Source organism: Neorhizobium sp. LMR1-1-1.1, from assembly GCF_040675795.1.
Taxonomy (GTDB): domain Bacteria; phylum Pseudomonadota; class Alphaproteobacteria; order Rhizobiales; family Rhizobiaceae; genus Neorhizobium; species Neorhizobium cellulosilyticum.
On record NZ_JBEGHE010000036.1, the window covers coordinates 142,346 to 161,037 of the forward strand.

Consider the following 18,692-nt stretch of genomic DNA (forward strand, 5'->3'; position numbering starts at 1 on the left):
GGCGCCGAGATGGACGCCGCAAAGACAGAAGTCCCGACTGACAGTGCCAGCCCGGTGGTCCGGCTGCAGCAAGTATCGCTTGCATACAAGAAGACGGTCGCGCTCGACGATGTGTCGATCGATATCCCGTCCGGCTGCATGGTCGGCATGATCGGGCCGGATGGCGTCGGCAAGTCGAGCCTTCTGTCGCTCGTCTCCGGCGCCCGCGCGATCCAGAAGGGCAAGGTCGAGGTGCTTGGCGGCGACATGTCCGATGTCCGCCATCGCGACACGACCTGCCCCAGGATCGCCTATATGCCGCAAGGGCTTGGCAAGAACCTCTATCCGACGCTGTCCGTCTTCGAGAATGTCGATTTTTTCGCCCGCCTGTTCGGCCAGGACAGGGCCGAACGCGAGGCACGCATCAAGGAACTGCTCGAAAGCACCGGCCTCGGCCCCTTCGCAGATCGGCCAGCCGCAAAACTTTCGGGGGGCATGAAGCAGAAACTCGGCCTTTGCTGCGCCCTGATCCATGATCCCGATCTTCTGATCCTCGACGAGCCGACAACGGGCGTCGATCCCCTTTCCCGAAGACAGTTCTGGGAACTGATCGATACAATCCGCGCCGGCCGCCCCGGCATGAGCGTCATCGTCGCCACCGCCTATATGGAAGAGGCCGCCGGCTTCGACTGGCTTGTCGCGATGAATGCGGGCAAGGTACTCGATACCGGCACGCCGGCCGAACTGCTGTCGCGCACCGGCACCGACAATCTCGACGCCGCCTTCATCGCACTTCTTCCCGAAGCCGAGCGCCGCGGCCATGTCGATGTCGTCATCCCGCCGCGCGACCACGATGGCGCGGAAGACTACGCCATCGAGGCCAGCCATCTCAGCATGCGCTTCGGCAGCTTTACCGCCGTCGATAATGTCAGCTTCCAGATCCCGCGCGGCGAGATCTTCGGCTTCCTCGGCTCAAACGGCTGCGGCAAGTCGACGACGATGAAAATGCTGACCGGGCTTCTGGCCGCCAGCGAAGGCGAGGCAAAGCTCTTCGGCCGCACGGTCGATGCCAGCGACATGGCCGTGCGCCGCCGTGTCGGTTACATGAGCCAGGCCTTTTCGCTCTATAGCGAACTCACCGTGCGCCAGAACCTCGACCTGCACGCCCGCCTGTTCAAGCTGCCGGAAGACAAGATCCCGGCGCGGATCGACGAGATGGCCAGCCGCTTCGGCCTTGCCGATGTGATGGAAACGCTGCCCGACGGCCTGCCGCTCGGCATCCGCCAGCGCCTGTCACTTGCGGTTGCGATGATCCATGCGCCGGATGTGCTGATCCTTGACGAACCGACCTCCGGCGTCGATCCCATCGCTCGCGACGCCTTCTGGCAGATCCTTGCCGACCTTTCGCGCAAGGATAACGTCACCATCTTCATCTCCACCCATTTCATGAACGAGGCGGAACGCTGCGACCGCATCTCGCTCATGCATGCCGGCAAGGTTCTGATCAGCGACACGCCGGACGGGATCGCCAGAAGCCGCAATGCCGCAACACTCGAAGAAGCCTTCATCGCCTATCTGGAAGAAGCGTCCGGCATCACGCCATCCGAAAAGACCGAAAAGACCGAAAAGAAAGCTGATCCGGCGCCAGCAAAGCTGGTCCTCTCCCACGACACCCATGCGCCGAAAAAGCGCCGCCTCTTCGATTTCCGCCGCATGTTCAGTTATACGCGGCGCGAGACGCTGGAGCTGCAGCGCGACCCGATCCGCGCCACGCTCGCCGTGCTCGGCAGCGTCATCCTGATGTTCGTCATCGGCTACGGCATCAACATGGATGTCGAGGACCTGACATTTGCCGTGCTCGACCGCGACGACTCTACGATCAGCCGCGACTATGTGCTGGATATCGCCGGCTCGCGCTATTTCATCGAAAAAGAGCCGATCCGCGATTATGCCGATATGGACAAGCGGATGCGGGAGGGCGAGATCAGTCTGGCGATCGAGATCCCGCCCGGCTTCGGCCGCAACGTGCTGCGCGGCGACACCGTCGAGATCGGCGCCTGGATCGACGGGGCCATGCCGCAAAGGGCCGAGACCGTCAGCGGTTACGTCCAGGGCATGCATGCCAACTGGCTGAACCGCAAGGCGAAGGAGATCAACGGGGCAGTGGCCACGCAAGGAACGTTCTCCATCGAAACCCGCTTTCGCTACAATCCCGACGTCAAGAGCCTCGTCGCCATGGTGCCGGCGGTCATCCCGCTTCTCCTGATCCTCATCCCCGCCATGCTCTCGGCCCTCAGCGTCGTGCGCGAAAAGGAACTTGGCTCGATCATCAATCTCTACGTCACGCCGGTAACACGGCTGGAATTCCTGTTCGGCAAGCAGTTGCCCTATATCGTGCTCGGCATGCTGAATTTCCTGCTGCTGGTCGCTTTCGCGACGCTGATTTTTCGCGTGCCCTTCACCGGCAGTTTCATCACCTATGCGACGGCGGCCCTTCTCTACGTCATCATCGCCACCTCGATCGGCATATTGATGTCCACCTTCATGTCGAGCCAGATCGCCGCCATCTTCGGCACCGCTCTTTTGACGCTGATCCCTGCCACCCAATATTCCGGCATGACCGACCCGGTCTCTTCGCTTCAGGGTGCGGGCGCCCTGATCGGCCAGATCTACCCGACCAGCTATTTCATGACGATCTCGCGCGGCACATTCTCCAAGGCGCTGGATTTTGCCGGATTGGCCGGCTCCTTCGTGCCGCTTCTGATCACCATCCCCATTCTGGCCGCGCTCGGAGCGGTGCTTCTCAAGAAGCAGGAGAGCTGACCCATGTTCTCGTCAAACATCTTCCAGCTCGGTCTCAAGGAATTGCGCGGTCTCGCCCGCGATCCGATGCTGCTTCTGCTGATCGTCTACGCCTTCAGCCTGCAGATCTATACCGGCTCGAGTGCGATGCCCGAGACGCTCAACAATGCGGCCGTCGCCATTGTCGACGAGGATCAGTCGCCGCTGTCGGGCCGCATCAGCACTGCCTTCATGCCCCCCTATTTCGTCCCCCCGAAGCAGATCTCGATTGCCGAGATGGACAGCCGCATGGATGCCGGCCTCGACACATTCGCGCTCAACATCCCGCCGGATTTCCAGCGCGATGCGCTGGCAAACCAGCAGCCTGTCATCCAGCTCAATGTCGATGCAACGCGCATGAGCCAGGCCTTCAGCGGCAGCGGCTATATCCAGACGATCGTTTCAAACGAGGTCGGCGAATTCCTCAATCGCTACCGCGGCGCAAGCAGCGTCCCGGTGGATCTCACGCTCAGAGCACGCTTCAATCCGTCGCTCGACAAGTCCTGGTTCGGCTCGATCACCAATATCATCACCTCGATCACCATGCTGTCGATCGTCCTGACCGGTGCCGCGCTCATCCGCGAACGCGAGCACGGCACGATCGAGCACCTATTGGTCATGCCGGTGACGCCGACGGAAATCATGATCAGCAAGATCTGGTCGATGGGCCTCGTCGTATTGCTGGCGTCCAGCTTCGCCCTCTTCGTCATCGTCAAGGGGCTGCTGGCGATCCCGATCGAAGGCTCGCCCGCCGTCTTCCTTCTCGGCACGGCGCTGTTCCTGTTCGCCACCACCTCAATGGGCATATTTTTAGCGACCGTCGCCGGCTCCATGCCGCAATTCGGCCTGCTGCTGATCCTCGTGCTTCTACCGCTTCAGGTCCTGTCAGGCGCGATGACGCCGCGCGAAAGCATGCCTGATATCATCCAGTACATCATGCTTCTCGCCCCCAACACGCATTTCGTCATCCTCGCCCAGGCCGTGCTGTTCCGCGGCGCGCAGCTCGACGTCGTCTGGCCGCAGCTTCTGGCGCTGCTGGTTATCGGCTCGGTCTTGTTCTGGCTGGCTCTGCGCCGTTTCAGACGTTTCCTCAGATAGCACCGCTTTCATTCTGCGGCGATTGCCGGGCGATGATCGTCGTTCGTCTCGCTCCGCTCCTCATCTTTCCGCCGGCCAAGGCGACTGAGGAACCGGCCGAAACGGTCCATCTCGACGAAAATCACCGGCGTGATGAACAGCGTCAGCGCCTGGCTGACGATCAGGCCACCGACCACCGCGACGCCGAGCGGCTGGCGAAGCTCCGAAGACGCCCCGCCGCCGATCGCGATCGGCAAAGCCCCGAGCAGCGCGCAGAAGGTCGTCATCATGATCGGCCGGAAACGGCGCACGCTCGCCTCATGGATCGCGGCAGCCGCACTCTCCCCCTTTTCCCGCATCGTCTCCACCGCCACGTCGATCATCATGATGGCGTTCTTCTTGACGATGCCGATCAGCATCAGAAGCCCGATCAATGCGATGATCGAGAGGTCGAAACCGAACAGTTTCAGCGCCAGAAGCGCGCCGAATGCCGCCGCCGGCAGGCCGGAAAGGATCGTCAGCGGATGGATGAAGCTTTCATAAAGCACCCCGAGCGCGACATAGATGGTGAGAACCGCCGCAAGGATCAAAAGCGGCGTATTGCCCTGGCTCTGCTGGAAAATCTGCGCCGTGCCGCCGTATGAAGTGAACACGTCGGCCGGCATATCCATCGATGCCTTGATCTGGTCGATCGCCGCCGTCGCATCGCTGAGCGAGACATTCTCCGGCAGGTTGAACGAAATCGTCGTCGAAACGAGCTGGCCTGTCTGGCTGATCGTCACCGGCGCGGTTTTCCGCTCCACATGGGCAAAGTTCGACAATGGCACCAGCGTGCCGTTGGACGACATGACCCGCACCTGCTGCAGCAACTGGTCGTTCCACTCCCGGCTGGTGTCGAACTCGACGATCACCTCGTAACTGTCACCCGTCGACTGGATTTCGGCAGCGTTATATCCGCCGAACGCCATCTGCAGCGATTTGCGCAGCGTATCGTCGGTAATGCCGAAACGGGCGGCCTTTTCCGTATCGACCTTGATATCGGCCTCGATCGCGTTGTTCTGCGCATCCGACGTCACGTCGGTAAAATGCTGCCGGTCCTTGCGCATTGCATCCTGCAGCTTGCCGGACCATTCATTCGTATCGTCCACATCTACGGCCTGGACGACGAGCTGATATTGGCTGGCCGTGCTGCGCCCGCCGAAACGCAGGCTCTGCTGCGGCGTGATGAAAGCTCTTATACCGGCGATCCTGCCCGTCACCTGCCGCAGTTCCTGCAGCGTCTGCTGCAATGGCGGCCTTGCGTCACGGTCTTTCAGCTCGACAAAGATCGTGCCGTTATTGAGCGGGCTTCGGCTGTTGCCGCCGACCGTGGAGGTCACATGGTTGACCGCCGGGTTGGCGCGGATCGCAGCCACGACCTGAGCCTGCAGATCACGCATCGCCGTATAGGAAATGTCTTCGCGCGCACGCGTCGAAACCGAAAGCCTGCCGATATCCTCGGTCGGGAAGAAACTGCTCGGCAGCGTCTTGAACAGATAGATCGAGCCACCGACCGAAGCCAGGAAGACCAGCATGATCACCGTCCGGTTCCTGAGACACCAGCCGACCGAGCGATCATAACCGCGCAACGTCTTCTCAAAACCGCGATCGAATATCCTGACGATCAGGCTTGGGCGGTGATGCCGGTCCGACATCCGCGATCCGAGCATCGGCGTCACCGTCAGCGACACAACGGCCGAAGCGACGATCGCAAGGGCAACCACCATGCCGAATTCGTTGAACAGCCGGCCGACCACCCCGCCCATCAGCAGGATCGGGATGAACACGGCAATCAGCGAGATAGACATCGAGACGATCGTGTAACTGACCTCCGCGGCCCCCTGCAGCGCCGCCTGCCGCACCGGCATGCCGTCCTCGATATGCCGCATGATGTTTTCGAGCATCACGATCGCGTCGTCGACCACGAGGCCTACGGAAAGCGTCAGCCCCAGAAGCGAGATATTGTCGATACTGTAGCCGAACAGGTACATGGCCCCGAACGTCGTGACCAGCGACAGCGGCACCGCAAGCGCCGGCACGATCGTCGCCGAAACACGCCCGAGAAAGAGATAGATCACCAGCACGACCAGCGCGATCGTCAGCCCGAGCGTGAACTGCACATCGGAGATCGATTCACGGATCGAAACGGACGAGTCGTTCATCACATTGAGCTGCACCGATGCCGGAAGCTCTGCCGTCAGCGCCGGCAGCTTGGCTTTCACCGCATCGACGACGGCAACCGTATTCGCATCCGGCTGGCGCTGCACGGCAAGCACGATGGCCGACTGGCCGTCATACCAGCTGCCCGCATCGAGGTTTTCGACACTGTCCTCCGCGCGATGTCCCCGAGATGGATCGGCGCACCGTTGGGCGAGGCGATCACCAGCGAACGGAATTCTTGCGCGTTGGTGCGCTGGGTGTCGGCATTGATCGTCAGCTTCTGGCTGCCATTCTGCAGCGAGCCGACCGGCGCCTGGCTGTTGGCGGCCTCGATCGCGTTTGTCACGCTTTGCACACCGAGCCCGCGCGCCTGCAGCTTGTCCGGGTCAACCTCGACACGAACGGCATAGGTCTTCGCCCCGAAGATCGACACTTCGGCAACGCCGGGCAGTGTCGAAAGCGTCGGCGAGATGACGTTCTCGGCGATCTCGTCCACCTTGCTCGGCGGCAGGCTGTCGCTTTTGACGGTCAGAAGCAGCACCGGCGCATCCGCCGGGTTGGTCTTGCGATAGCTCGGCGCCGTCGTCATGTTGTCCGGCAATTGCCGGCTTGCCTGCGAGATCGCCGCCTGCACGTCGGCGGCGGCGGCATCGATATTGCGGCTCAGATCGAATTGCAGCACGATAGAGGAACTGCCGAGCGAGTTGGTCGCGCTGATTTCGCTGATGCCCGGAATGGTCTCGAATTTCTTGATCAGCGGCGTGGAAACCGCCGTCGCCATCGTCTGGGGCGAAGCGCCGCTCAACGACGAGGACACATTGATCGTCGGAAAATCCACCTGCGGCAATGCCGCGACCGGCAACATCCGGTATCCGGCAAGACCGGCCAATATCGCGCCGATGGCAAGAAGCGTGGTGGCGACGGGACGCCTGATGCAGAATTCGGAGATCAATTGCTTGCCCCCGGTTCAATCACGCTATTGACCGAGGCAGTTTCCCGGCCGGCGTTCGAAAAATCCTCATGAACCGTCGCCCCATCGGCAAGCTGCGACTGCCCTTCCACGACAACGTGAGCACCGTCCTCTATCCCCTTGGTGATTGCCGTATCGCTTCCGTTGGAGCGGGAAACCGTCACCAGCGTCTTGTGAGCCTTCCTGTCATCCCCGATCGTGTAGATGAAGGGAGTGTCGGCACCCGGATTGACCGCAACGGTCGGCACCACGATATTCTCTTCACCGCCGTTGAAATGCACCGTCACGTTGACGGACTGGCCAGGCCATAGCTCTCCACCCGGATTATCGAACTGCGCCTTTGCCAGAATGGTACCCGAGGCCGTGTCCACCGTGTTGTCGAAGAAGCTGAGCTTGCCGGAAACGACCTCATCCGACGAAGACTGAGGCAGCGCATCGACGGTAATTTCACTACCCGAAAATCCCCGGCGCAATTCACCGAGATACCCTTCCGGCAGATGAAAGCTGACATAGATCGGGTCATATTTCTCGATCGTCACCACGGTGGATCCGACCCCGAGATAGGCACCGACACTGACCGCGATATCGCCGAGACGCCCTTCGAAAGGCGCGCGGATTTCGGTGTGCTCTAAATTGACCTGATCGGCTGCGATCGTTGCCTTGTCGCTTTGGACCGTTGCGGCGCTGGTATCGCGCGTGGCCTGCGCCTCGTCGACCGATTGCTGCGTGCCGGCACTGCGATCGACGAGCGTTTTCGCCCGGGCAAGCGCGGTCTCGGCCCCCCTCAGCGTTGCCTGATCCCGCGCCAGCAGTGCCTTGTCCTTGTCGAGTACCGCCACAAGGCTGCGATCATCCAGCTTGGCGATCAGGTCGCCGGCCTTGACGACATCGCCGTCATGCGCGGTGATCGACAGCACCGATCCGGCTTCCTGGGCGGCGATCGTGGTGTTTTCATCGGCAACAGCTGCCCCCGTGGCAGTGACATCGAGCGGCAAAGCCATCTTCACGGCAGCAACGGTCTTGACTGCCGGGGGCTGGCCATTGCCTCGCCCACGCTGCCCGTTCCGGCCACCATCCTGCGATTGCTCGTTTGCTGCCGTCTTACCCGCCGAAGCTTGCGGATTGAGCTGATCGAGAAAGGGAAGCTGCGCTCGAAAATGCCATCCGGCAGCTGCCACTACGGCAAAACAAGCCACGATCCAGATCTTCTTCATGCCGGTAGTTCTCCATCAGGGCCTTGCCTCTGTGGAGGAGGATATTGCGCTCAAAACGGCGAAAAGCCAGCGAACACAGCGGCCTGCGGATTAAATCTTGGTAAGGATGCGCGGGATCTCATGAAGCAAAAACGTAACATTCGATCAGTAAAGATCGCCAAGCTCTTCATGGATTGCCGAGATAATCTCGGCGCGTTGCTGGGCCGAACGCCCGGCATGCGCCGCATAGGTCAGCGCCAGCAGCCTCACTGTGCTCAGAATAGTCGTATGCGAGGGGCCGAGCGCGAAGCTCGCCACATGGCAGGGTAATACGACATTCGAATATCGCTGCGCTTCCAGCATCGAATTTCGGTCGGTAATGGTGATGATATTGAGACGGCTCGTCGCAGCATGGCTGAGGATCGGTTTCAGGATCGGCTGGTGCGGTGGCAAGGTCACCAGAAGCAGTACGTCCTTCGGCCCGGTCATTGCAAGATCTTCCGCCCAGGAGCCCTGGTTGATGCCGAGGATCATGACGCTGTGCCTGAGACGCGAAAAGACCAGCCTCGCATAGCGCGCCACACCCTCTTCCACACCAAGCCCGAGAACCCAAACTTTTGGCGCAGCACCGATCAGTTCGGCGGCCTGCCGCACCTTGTCGGAGCGCATTTCCTCAAATGTCTTGGTGAGGTTTTTCAGTTCCAGTTCCAGATGCGCACCGATCGTACGCCCCAGCGCCACCTGTTCCGACTGCGTCACGGAATAGCCGTAAGGCTCCGTGCGGTTGCGCTCTTCACGCGCTTGAAGCTTTACCTCGTTAAAATCCGCATAGCCGAGATGCTGGAAGAAACGCGCGGCGGTTGCCTTCGATACTCCGGCCATCTCTGCGATCTCGGTTGCCGAATGTGTCAGGATATCGTCCTGCCGGTCGAGGATCAGCTGGGCAAGCTTTTGCTCACCGGCCGTCAGCCGCTGGTAGCGTTCCTGAATGCGCAAGACGAGACGCGAGGCCATGATTTCTCCGGTTTGCCGCTCTGCATAAAAAGATTAGCACCCCTCTTGCAACAATGAAACTATTGTTTCACAATTATGAAACATTGAAACAGAGGCCATGATGGCACAACCACGCGTCATCCGTCAGAGAATATGGGACAACCTTAAGGCTGTCGCACGCCCTGACACGCGCTTCCATCTAAGCTTCAGCGAGTTCATTCCCGATTTCGAAGGCGTCGAGCAGGCGACCGATCGGCTGACGGCCCTGCCGGCCTTCGCCCACTCCAAACTCGCCTTCGTCACACCCGACAATTCCATGACCGAGTTGCGCCGCCGGCTGATCGTCGAGGGCAAAGCCTTCGTCATGTCGACCTACAACATGCAGCGCGGTTTTCTCTACATGGCCCGCGGCATTGTTCCGCCGGAAGCCGCCCCATTTGCGGCATGGCTGGATGGAATGGAGTATTTTGCCCGCCCCATCAGCCTTGAGGAACTGACCGGGATCGGCCGGTTCGACCTGCTTGCCACCGGCGCATCGGCTGTGACCAAGGACGGCATTCGTTTCGGCAAGGGCCACACCTATTTCGATCTCGAATGGGGCATGTTCACCGATCTGGGCCTCGTAGACGAAAAGACGCCGGTCGCGGCAATCGTCCATGACGTGCAGGTGGTCGATGAACAGCTGAGCCCCAGCGAAACCGACATCCAGGTGGATTTCATCGCCACCCCGAGCCGCCTTGCAACGGTCGAGCGCCACAACCGGCGCCCCCGCGGCATCAAATGGGAGCAGCTGACGCGCGACGAGATCGCCGATACGCCGCCGCTGAAAGAGCTTGCCCGCATGCGCGGCATCGCCTGACCCAGAGTTTCAAGACTTCACCCCGACAATAAGGAACAGCCCGATGCATCTTTCCCTCAACCGTCGCCATTTCATGGGCCTGATGGGCGCCGCCGCGACCATGCCGATGATGGGCCGCATGGCTTCCGCCGCCACCCCGTTCAACTTCCAGGCCTCGTGGATCAACGATGCCGAATTCGCTGGTTATTTCCTCGCCGCCGACAAGGGCTATTACAAGGAAGCAGGCCTTGAGCTGGAATATCTCTCCGGCGGCCCGGACGTCATCCCGGAAAGCTCGATCATCGCCGGCAAGGCCGACCTGACGCTCACCACCCCCGACACCACGATCAAGGCGATCGTCGAACAGGGCGCACCGTTCAGGATCATCGGTGCCCAGTACCAGAAGAACCCGATCGGCATCGTGTCTCTCGCCAAGAACCCGATCAAGGAGCCAAAGGACCTGATCGGCAAGACGCTCGCCGTTCCGCCGGTCAACGTCATCTCTGTCGAAGCCATGCTGAAAATTTCGGGCATCGACCGCGCACAGGTCAACATCGTGCCTTACGCCTACGACCCGACCCCGCTGATCAAGGGCGAGATCGACGCTTCCGTCGACTTCACCACCAACGTTCCCTTCACCATCAAGCAGGCCGGCGAAGAAGCAACCTCCTTCCTGCTCTATGATTTCGGCTTCACCATCTTCAACGACACCGTCGTCGTCACCGAAGAAACCTTGAAGGCCAAGCGCAAGGAAATCGTCGCCTTCCTCAAGGCCAGCCGCAAGGGTTGGGAAGAAAACCTCAAGGATCCGGCAGCCTTCCCGAAGACCTTTGCCGATACCTGGTTCAAGGGCACCGGCCGTTCGATCGAGAACGAGGTCTATTTCAACACTGCGCAGAAGCCGCTGATCGAAAATGCCAAGGGCATCTTCTCGATGAGCGAGGAGGCGATCGCCGCCAATATCGAGGCACTTGCCGCCGTCGGCATCACCGCCAAGCGCGAACACTTCGACACCACCGTTCTCGAAGAAGTTTGATGACCTCTCAAACCGGCATTGCGCTTGAAACCGTCTCGCGCTCCTTTCAGGGGCGCGGGACTGTCGTTCAGGCGCTCGACAATGTTTCTCTCGATTGCCCCGCAGGCTCGTTCACGGCGCTGATCGGCCCGTCCGGCTGCGGCAAGTCCACCATGCTGCGCCTGGCACTCGGCCTCGATGACGCGACATCGGGCGAGATCGGCATTGCCGGCATGAAACCGCAGCAGGCGGCAAAAGCCGGCTTGACGGGCGTCGCCTTTCAGGATGCCGCGCTGATGCCCTGGCGCAGTGTCGAGGACAATATCGCCCTGCCGCTCGACGTGCTCGGCCGCAAACGCGCCGATTTTACCGCCAAGATCGCCGAACTGATCGCACTCGTCGGCCTCAAGGGTTTCGAAAAGGCGCTTCCCGGCGAACTTTCAGGCGGCATGCGCCAGCGCGTCGCCATCGCCCGTGCCCTCGTCACCGATCCCAAGGTTCTTTTCCTCGACGAACCGTTCGGCGCGCTCGATCAAATTCTTCGTCGCCAGATGAATATCGAGTTGCAGCGCATCTGGATGGAAAACCGCGCGACGACCCTGCTCGTCACCCACGGCATAGACGAGGCCGTTTTCCTCGCCGACCGTGTCGTCGTCATGCAAAGCCGACCGGGCCGCATCGGCAAGATCGTCGACATCCCGCTCGCGCGCCCTCGCCTGCCGGAAGTGTTTACCACACCGGAATTCCACGCCCTCGAAGATCAGGTCGCGGAGGCGCTGGATGGCCACTGAGACGGCGCTGAAGGCTTCTTCGGGTATGACCAGGGGAACCAGCGGTTTCCGCCACTGGTCCGCGCTCAGAAACGCAGCAATCCTGCTTGTCCTCTGGGAAGTGCTCGGCCGTTTCAAGCTCGTCGCCGGCGGCGCACTGCCTGCTCCGTCCGAAGTCCTTATCCGCTTCTGGTCGGATCGCGGTGATTATCCCGCCCATATCCTCGCCACGTTTCAAGGCGCGTCACTCGGCTTCTTGATCGGCAATGGCCTTGCCATCCTCGCCGGCATCCTCTTCGCCGTTTCGCCGGTTGCGGCACGCCTCGGTCGCGGCCTCAATGTCGCGATCTTCGCGCTGCCGCCGATCGCCATCTCCCCGATCCTCGTGCTGACCTTTTCCGGCATGACCCCGCGCGTCGTGCTGGCTGCGCTCGGCTGCTATTTCGTCACCATGAGCGCCACCGTCACCGGCATCAGCCAGACGGATAGGCGCATGCTCGACGTCGTTCGCGCCTATGGCGGCGACCGTCTTGCCCTCCTGCGCCTTGTCGAAATCCGCGCCGCCCTGCCCGCCATCCTCGCCGGCCTGCGTATTGCGGCACCCGCTGCCGTGCTTGGCTCGATCCTGGCGGAATTCGGCGGCGGCGGCCGTTTCGGCCTCGGTGCCTATCTGATCGGCTCGCTCGGCCGTGCCGATCCCGCCCGTCTTTGGGGCATCGGTCTTGCTGCCACCGCCATGGCGCTGATCGCCTACGGCATTTTCGCCCTCATAGAAGCCCGCCTCACCCGTTCCACCCGCGCCGTCACCGTCGCGGCAACGCCGCCCGGCATCCGTTCCGAAGGCAACTGGCTTTCCACAATCGCCATCACACTCGCCTCGATCGCACTTCCCTTCATCGTCTGGTGGCTGCTGCTCAAAATCCTTGGCACACCGGCCATGATCGCCAAAACTCCGGCTGGCGTCTTCGACTATCTCTTCCTCGCCCCATCGGCGACCTCGGCGCAGACCCGCCTTCTCGCAGCACTCGGCCAGACGCTGCCGATGACGCTGATCGGCATGGCCGCCGGCCTCGCCTTCGCCTTCGGGCTTGCCCTCGCCTCGGTCGTGCGCCCCGGCATCGTCCGTTCGTTCATGCCGGTGGCACTGGTGACGCAGACCATGCCGCTCGTGGCGCTGACGCCGCTGCTCGTGCTGCTTCTCGGCCGCGGTCCTTCGGTCATCCTGTGGATCACCATCTCGGTCACCTTCTTCCCGGCCTTCGTTACGCTGGCGCAAGGCCTCGGCATGGTGTCGCGCGGCGCGCTCGATGTGGTGCGCGCCTATGGCGCAAGCCCCTTCACCCAGCTCAGGCTCGTCTCGATCCCGGCATCCCTGCCCTATCTCTTCGCCGCCATGCGGCTTGCCGTTCCACGCGCGCTTTTGGGCGTGATGATCGCCGAGTGGCTCGCCACCGGCAACGGGCTCGGCAATCTTCTGAACCAGTCGCGAGGTTATCTCGATTACGGCATGATCTGGACGGTCGCCGTGGTCTCGGTCCTCATCTCGGTTCTCTTCTACCAAATCGTCATCGTCATCGAACGGCAGGTGCTGCGCAAACGCGGCATGCAGCCGGCCGCCTAAAGTTTTAAAGGAGCACCCCCATGTCCCCTCAGACGTCCAATTACGCTGAAATCGCCGATCACAAGTCTTCCGTGCGCGAACGCGTCTGGACCGAATTGCGAAAGGTCGCCGTCGCTGACAGCCGTTTTCATTTCGATTTCGGCGAATTCATCGCCGATTTCGAAGGCGGTGAGGCGGCCGTCGAGCGCTTACTCGACAACCCCTATTACCGTGACGCGCGCCTGATCTTCATCACGCCCGACAACTGCCTCGACCGGCTGCGCCTTCAGGCGCTGAAGGATGGCAAGCTGGTGCTGATGACCACCTATTCGATCAAGCGCGGCTTCTGGCTGCTCGACCCGAAGAAGATCGCGCCGGAAATCTATCTCTATGCCTCGACCCTCGATGGCATGGAACGCGTCGGCGAGCACATGACCCTTGCTGATATCCAGACCAAGCTCCCGAATGTCGACTACATGGTCACCGGCACCGGCGCGATCAATCTGGAAGGCGTGCGCTTCGGCAAGGGTCACGGTTTCTTCGATGCCGAATGGGGCATGCTCTACCAGCTCGGCAAGATTTCCGTCGAAACCCCCTGCGCCGCCGTCGTCCACGACTGCCAGGTCCTGTCGGAAAAGCTCAACCCCGATGTCTACGACACCGTCGTCGACGTAATCTTCACGCCCACCCGCTCGATCAACGTCTCGGGCCCGCACAAGCCGACCTGCGGCATCATCTGGGATCGCCTCGACCAGCACATGTTCGACACCATCCCGCCGCTGCAGGAACTGAAAGCCATGGGCCTATAATTTTTCGTCTACCGACTACCGACTACCGACTACCGACTACCGACTACCGACTACCGACGGCAATGTCGGTAGTCCAGATCACTGGCAAGGCTTACGGTTCAGTGTCGCCGAGATTTGCTTGGACCATGAGCGGCAACCCAACTTCCCCGAAAGCAGCTTTGTCAGTAGTCCTCGGCTACCGGAAAAAGCGTCGGCAACTTCGCTCCCATCGAAAAACTTGACTCAACGAGTATAATTTTTCATTTCCCCCATGGATTGCATCGCCAAACAGGGGTAAAGCACCGCAAAACTGCGGTGCAGTGACAGTGCCGCCGCGCCTACCCCATTTGCGAGCACACCCATGGTCTCTCTCCGGCATATTCTTTCGGCAGCAATCCTCATCGCATCCTCCCTCACCGCCTCTGCCAGCATGGCGCAGGACGACAAGCCGCTGCGCATCGCGCTTGCCACCAGCATTTCCAATCAGGCGGCAGAAGTCGCCGTCGAGGAGGCGAAGGCCCAAGGCCTCAAGGTCGAACTGACCGAGTTCAACGACTGGAACACGCCGAACATGGCCGTCGCTGATCGCGAGATGGATGCCAACCTCTTCCAGCACATCCCCTATCTGGAATTCACCAATCAGGCCGGCGGCCGCGATCTTGTCGCTGTCGCCCCGGCATATGCCACGCCCTTCGGCCTCTATTCGAAGAAATACAAGTCGCTGCAAGACCTACCCGACAACGCCCAGATCGCCTTCTCCGGCGATGCGGTCAACACCGGTCGTTCGCTCCTCCTCCTCCAGCAGGCCAAGCTGGTTGAACTGAAGCCCGGTACCGGCCATCGCGCCACGCTCGAAGACGTCGTCAAGTGGGTGAAGCCGCTGCAGATCACCCAGCTCGACGGCCCGCAGATCGCCCGCGCGCTGGATGATGTGGATGCCGCCGCGACCTATCCGACCTTCGCAAAACTCGCAGGCCTCGATCCGGCCTCCGGCCTGATCTTCGAAAACGACCCAATCTACGCCTTCCAGTTCGTCACCCGGCCCGACATGCGCGACGATCCGCGCCTGCGCAAATTCATTGACATCTACCGCGGTTCTGACGCTGTAAAGGCAAAGCTTCGCTCGCTTTACGGAGACCTCGTTTCATTTCCGTAAGTGGGCGACGAAAAGCAGACAGTTTCAGATTGGGAAGCCAGAAGATGCACGGTGAATACAAGGTTCAGGGCGGAAAGCTCGTTGTCGTCGATCTCGAAATTGCCGATGGACGCCTCTCGAAGGTCCAGGTCTCGGGCGATTTCTTCCTCGAACCGGCAGAAGCGCTGGAAGACATCCGCGCCTCCCTCGAAGGCCTCTCGGCATCGGCCACGGTGGAGGACATTATCGCCGCTGTCCGCACCGGTCTTCGTACCGGCGCCGAAATGATCGGTTTCAGCCCAGAAGCCGTCGCGATCGCCATCCGCCGCGCGCTCGGCGTCACCGGCACATGGCGCGATTACGAATGGCAGATCATCGAGACGCCCGCGCTCACCCCCACCATGCATCTCGCGATGGACGAGGTTCTGGCCAAGGAAGTCGCTTCCGGCCGCCGCGGCCCGTGCCTGCGTTTCTGGGAATGGGAACGCCCCGCCATCATTCTCGGCGGTTTCCAGTCTCTGAGAAACGAGGTGGATATGGAAGCCACGGCGGAACTCGGCATCGAAACCGTCCGCCGGGTCACCGGCGGCGGCGCGATGCTGGTCGAGCCGGGCAACAGCGTCACCTATTCGCTCTACGCACCGGCCGAACTGGTGCGCGACATGAGCTTTGCCGATTCCTACGCCTTCCTCGATGACTGGGCGCTGAAAGCGCTGCAGTCGCTCGGCATCGACGCCTTCTACAAGCCGCTCAATGACATCTCCAGCTCCAAGGGCAAGATCGGCGGCGCGGCGCAGAAGCGCTTTTCCTCCGGCGCCGTCCTCCACCACGTCACCATGGCCTATGACATGGATGCGGAAAAAATGGTCAAGGTCCTGCGCATCGGCCGCGAAAAGCTCAGCGACAAGGGCACGACCAGCGCCGTCAAGCGCGTAGATCCGCTGCGCAGCCAGACCGGCCTGCCGCGCGAGGAAATCATCCGCCGGATGAAGGAGACCTTCGTTTCGCTGAACGGCGGCACGCCGGGCACGATTTCGGATGAGGAATATGCGGCAGCTGAAAAGCTCGCGGCCGAAAAATTTAGCCGCGAGGAGTGGCTGCGCCACATCCCGTGACTGCTATCCCGGCGCCGAGGCGCCGGGCGTTCTCACCGCGTCACGGTAAAAACCGCAAGGTTTTCCGGCATCTCGACGCCCGTCATGATGGCATCGAGATGGGTGTGGATAGCCTCGGCCGCACGGTCGGGGTCATGGTCCCGTATGGCATTAAAGATGGCCGTATGTTCCTTGATCAGCCGCGCGATGCGGCCCGGCTTCGGCAGGCTGAGGTGGCAATAACGGTCCACCTTGATCTTCACCGACTTGATGATCTCCCATATACCGGGATATCCGGCCGCCTCGGCAATCAGCGTATGAAACAGGTCGTCGGTCCTGCGGAACCCTTCGTAATCAGCTTCCGCCGCCTGCACCTTCTGCAATTCGAGATTAGCGCGCAGCGTAGCGATCTGCGTCCTGTTGGCTTTCACAGCAGCCGCCCGCACCGTCACGTCCTCCAGCGCCTTTCTGACAACGATCGCCTCCGGCAGCGTATCGAGCGCGATACGCGCAACGAACGTTCCCGATTGCGGCAGGATCTCGATCAGCTTTTCGTTCGACAGCCGCAGGATCGCCTCGCGCACGGGCGTGCGGCTGACACCGAACTGCGCGGCGATCTCCTTCTCCAGGATGGGGTCGCCCGGATAACGGCGCAGTGAGACGATGTCGTTCCACAGGACCTGATAGATCAGCGCCGAGGTGCTGGCACTGCGCAGGTCCAGTTCGTCGCGGATGCTCGCCAGGTTTTTTCGCTGCTCCTGCGGGGGATTGGTATCCTCCATATAGACCTTCTCACCACTTGTTCTTGGTATTGCGGGCCGCACTTGCGAATCCGCCCCTCTTTGCTGCCGAGCATGGCCCGGCAGCGATCGGCTTGTCAAAGGTGCGGTGCGCTCAGATCACAGCATGGTTTCGAGGATTTCCACCATGGTTTCCGAAGTCAGCTTGCGCGGATTGAAATCCGTCGACCGGCCTACGCCGTTCGTGACGATATCGGGGATAGCTTCCCGTGTGACGCCAAGCGCCGAGAGACGTGTCGGCGCGCCGAGCTTCTCCATCCTCGCTTCGAAAGCGTCCGCGAATTCCTCGACCGTCCCGAAACCGAGAACCGTCAGAAGATCGCCGAACCAGGGCCCAAGCTCGGGTTCGTTGAAACGCAGGAAGGCCGGAACATAGATCGCGCAGGCCAGCCCGTGCCGAAGATCGTAATCCAGCGTCAGCGGATAGGAGAGCGGATGCAGCGCCGTATTGCCGATCATCGCCATCTGCGTTCCGCCGATCACGCTTCCGAGCGTCACCTGCTCGATAGCATCACGGTCCTTGTCGAGGCAGGCCGCCTCGATATTGCGGAAGATCAGCACGATCGCGCGAAACGCCATCGCCCGCGTCATGTCGTTGGCGCGGGTCGACCAGAACCCTTCGAGCGCCTGCGTCATCGCATCGAGCGAGGTGGACACCGCCACAGCCGTCGGCATGCTGAGCGTCAGCGCGGGATCGACGATCGCGTGATCCGGAAAGCACTCCGGATAGGCAATCGCCGGTTTGGCATTCTTTTCCTTGTCGGTAACGACGGCAAACGGCGTCACCTCGCTGCCGGTCCCGGCAGTCGTCGGCACGGCAATCAGCGGCAGGCCACGGCCTGCCGGCTTCTTCACCCGGTAAAGATAATCGCGGATGGAGCCTTCATTCTTCTGCAGCAGCGCCACGCATTTGGCCGCATCCAGCACACTGCCGCCACCGATCGCAACGACCACATCCGCCCCGCTTTCGCGGCAGCGGGCGGCGGCGGTATCGACCGTCAGGATCGACGGGTTTTCCTCGATATCGGTAAAAATCGTCAGTTCGGCAGAGCCGACCAGCTCCTTCAATCCGGCTTCGCCGACGCGGTTGAGGAAACTGCGTCCAATCATCGCAAACACATGACGGCCGCCCAAATTCGAAATCATATCGGGTAGGGTCGACAGGCGATCCCAACCGAAATGAACCGCGGTCGGCAAGCTGAAATTCCAATTCGAACCCGTCATCTTTGTCACTCCAATATCTTTTACGTTCTTCAAAAACCAATAGGCCGCCGGCAATTCCGCGTCTTGGACAAGACAAAGGAGCGGAGTTGGAGAGGTGATCAGCCCCGCCCTTATCCGCTCCTCCGATCAAGCCATCAAAGCGCTTAGGGGTCGCCAAAGACAGCCTATTGAATTTT

13 protein-coding genes and 1 pseudogene are annotated in these 18,692 nt (G+C 61.2%); 9 read left to right on the forward strand and 5 right to left on the reverse strand.

Translation table 11 applies throughout. The features are described 5' to 3' along the window. The first annotated feature begins 9 nt into the window (after nucleotides 1-9). Together rbbA and MRBLMR1_RS21080 are read left to right on the forward strand one after the other, a co-directional pair. Nucleotides 10-2,802, forward strand: coding sequence for a ribosome-associated ATPase/putative transporter RbbA (rbbA, locus tag MRBLMR1_RS21075; RefSeq protein WP_500066049.1), 2,793 nt, complete (start codon nucleotides 10-12; stop codon nucleotides 2,800-2,802). A gap of 3 nt (nucleotides 2,803-2,805) precedes the next feature. Further along, nucleotides 2,806-3,918, forward strand: coding sequence for an ABC transporter permease (locus MRBLMR1_RS21080; protein ID WP_500066051.1), 1,113 nt, complete (start codon nucleotides 2,806-2,808; stop codon nucleotides 3,916-3,918). A gap of 8 nt (nucleotides 3,919-3,926) precedes the next feature. On the opposite strand, the pseudogene MRBLMR1_RS21085 reads toward MRBLMR1_RS21080, so the two are convergent. The 3 genes and pseudogenes from MRBLMR1_RS21085 to MRBLMR1_RS21095 all read right to left on the reverse strand — a co-directional run bounded on the left by MRBLMR1_RS21085 (nucleotide 3,927) and on the right by MRBLMR1_RS21095 (nucleotide 9,273). Further along, nucleotides 3,927-7,048 (reverse strand): annotated as a pseudogene (locus MRBLMR1_RS21085) (efflux RND transporter permease subunit). Continuing rightward, the gene (locus MRBLMR1_RS21090; protein WP_500066053.1) at nucleotides 7,045-8,280 is read right to left on the reverse strand and encodes an efflux RND transporter periplasmic adaptor subunit; all 1,236 of its coding nucleotides are present in this window, start codon (nucleotides 8,278-8,280) and stop codon (nucleotides 7,045-7,047) included. The pseudogene MRBLMR1_RS21085 and the gene MRBLMR1_RS21090 overlap by 4 nt, the downstream one beginning before the upstream one ends. 144 nt (nucleotides 8,281-8,424) lie before the next feature. Beyond that, complete coding sequence (locus MRBLMR1_RS21095) at nucleotides 8,425-9,273, reverse strand: MurR/RpiR family transcriptional regulator (protein ID WP_148145115.1); 849 nt, start codon at nucleotides 9,271-9,273, stop codon at nucleotides 8,425-8,427. A 100-nt stretch (nucleotides 9,274-9,373) separates the two neighbouring features. Here MRBLMR1_RS21095 and MRBLMR1_RS21100 point away from each other — a divergent pair, with 100 nt between their 5' ends. The 7 genes from MRBLMR1_RS21100 (at nucleotide 9,374) to lplAB (ending at nucleotide 16,513) form a co-directional block, all read left to right on the forward strand. Further along, nucleotides 9,374-10,111: a 5-formyltetrahydrofolate cyclo-ligase gene (locus tag MRBLMR1_RS21100; RefSeq protein ID WP_148145116.1), complete on the forward strand. Its 738-nt coding sequence runs from the start codon at nucleotides 9,374-9,376 to the stop codon at nucleotides 10,109-10,111. Between the two features lie 43 nt (nucleotides 10,112-10,154). Further along, nucleotides 10,155-11,126: an ABC transporter substrate-binding protein gene (locus MRBLMR1_RS21105; RefSeq protein WP_148145117.1), complete on the forward strand. Its 972-nt coding sequence runs from the start codon at nucleotides 10,155-10,157 to the stop codon at nucleotides 11,124-11,126. Then, nucleotides 11,126-11,896, forward strand: coding sequence for an ABC transporter ATP-binding protein (locus MRBLMR1_RS21110; protein ID WP_148145118.1), 771 nt, complete (start codon nucleotides 11,126-11,128; stop codon nucleotides 11,894-11,896). Before MRBLMR1_RS21105 ends, MRBLMR1_RS21110 begins: the two co-directional genes overlap by 1 nt. Further along, nucleotides 11,886-13,496 (forward strand): ABC transporter permease, encoded by a 1,611-nt coding sequence (locus MRBLMR1_RS21115; RefSeq protein ID WP_500066057.1) that lies wholly within the window; start codon nucleotides 11,886-11,888, stop codon nucleotides 13,494-13,496. Before MRBLMR1_RS21110 ends, MRBLMR1_RS21115 begins: the two co-directional genes overlap by 11 nt. A gap of 20 nt (nucleotides 13,497-13,516) precedes the next feature. Next, nucleotides 13,517-14,284, forward strand: a complete 768-nt coding sequence (locus tag MRBLMR1_RS21120) for a 5-formyltetrahydrofolate cyclo-ligase (protein WP_148145119.1) — start codon at nucleotides 13,517-13,519, stop codon at nucleotides 14,282-14,284. Nucleotides 14,285-14,624: 340 nt separating this feature from the next. Further along, the gene (locus tag MRBLMR1_RS21125; RefSeq protein WP_148145120.1) at nucleotides 14,625-15,419 is read left to right on the forward strand and encodes a MetQ/NlpA family ABC transporter substrate-binding protein; all 795 of its coding nucleotides are present in this window, start codon (nucleotides 14,625-14,627) and stop codon (nucleotides 15,417-15,419) included. Between the two features lie 44 nt (nucleotides 15,420-15,463). Continuing rightward, nucleotides 15,464-16,513, forward strand: a complete 1,050-nt coding sequence (gene lplAB, locus MRBLMR1_RS21130; protein ID WP_148145121.1) for a lipoate-protein ligase LplAB — start codon at nucleotides 15,464-15,466, stop codon at nucleotides 16,511-16,513. Between the two features lie 32 nt (nucleotides 16,514-16,545). On the opposite strand, the gene MRBLMR1_RS21135 is transcribed toward lplAB, so the two are convergent. Then, the gene (locus MRBLMR1_RS21135) at nucleotides 16,546-17,274 is read right to left on the reverse strand and encodes a GntR family transcriptional regulator (protein WP_148145122.1); all 729 of its coding nucleotides are present in this window, start codon (nucleotides 17,272-17,274) and stop codon (nucleotides 16,546-16,548) included. A 117-nt stretch (nucleotides 17,275-17,391) separates the two neighbouring features. Next, the gene (locus MRBLMR1_RS21140; protein WP_183685695.1) at nucleotides 17,392-18,516 is read right to left on the reverse strand and encodes an iron-containing alcohol dehydrogenase; all 1,125 of its coding nucleotides are present in this window, start codon (nucleotides 18,514-18,516) and stop codon (nucleotides 17,392-17,394) included. Nucleotides 18,517-18,692: the final 176 nt, after the last annotated feature.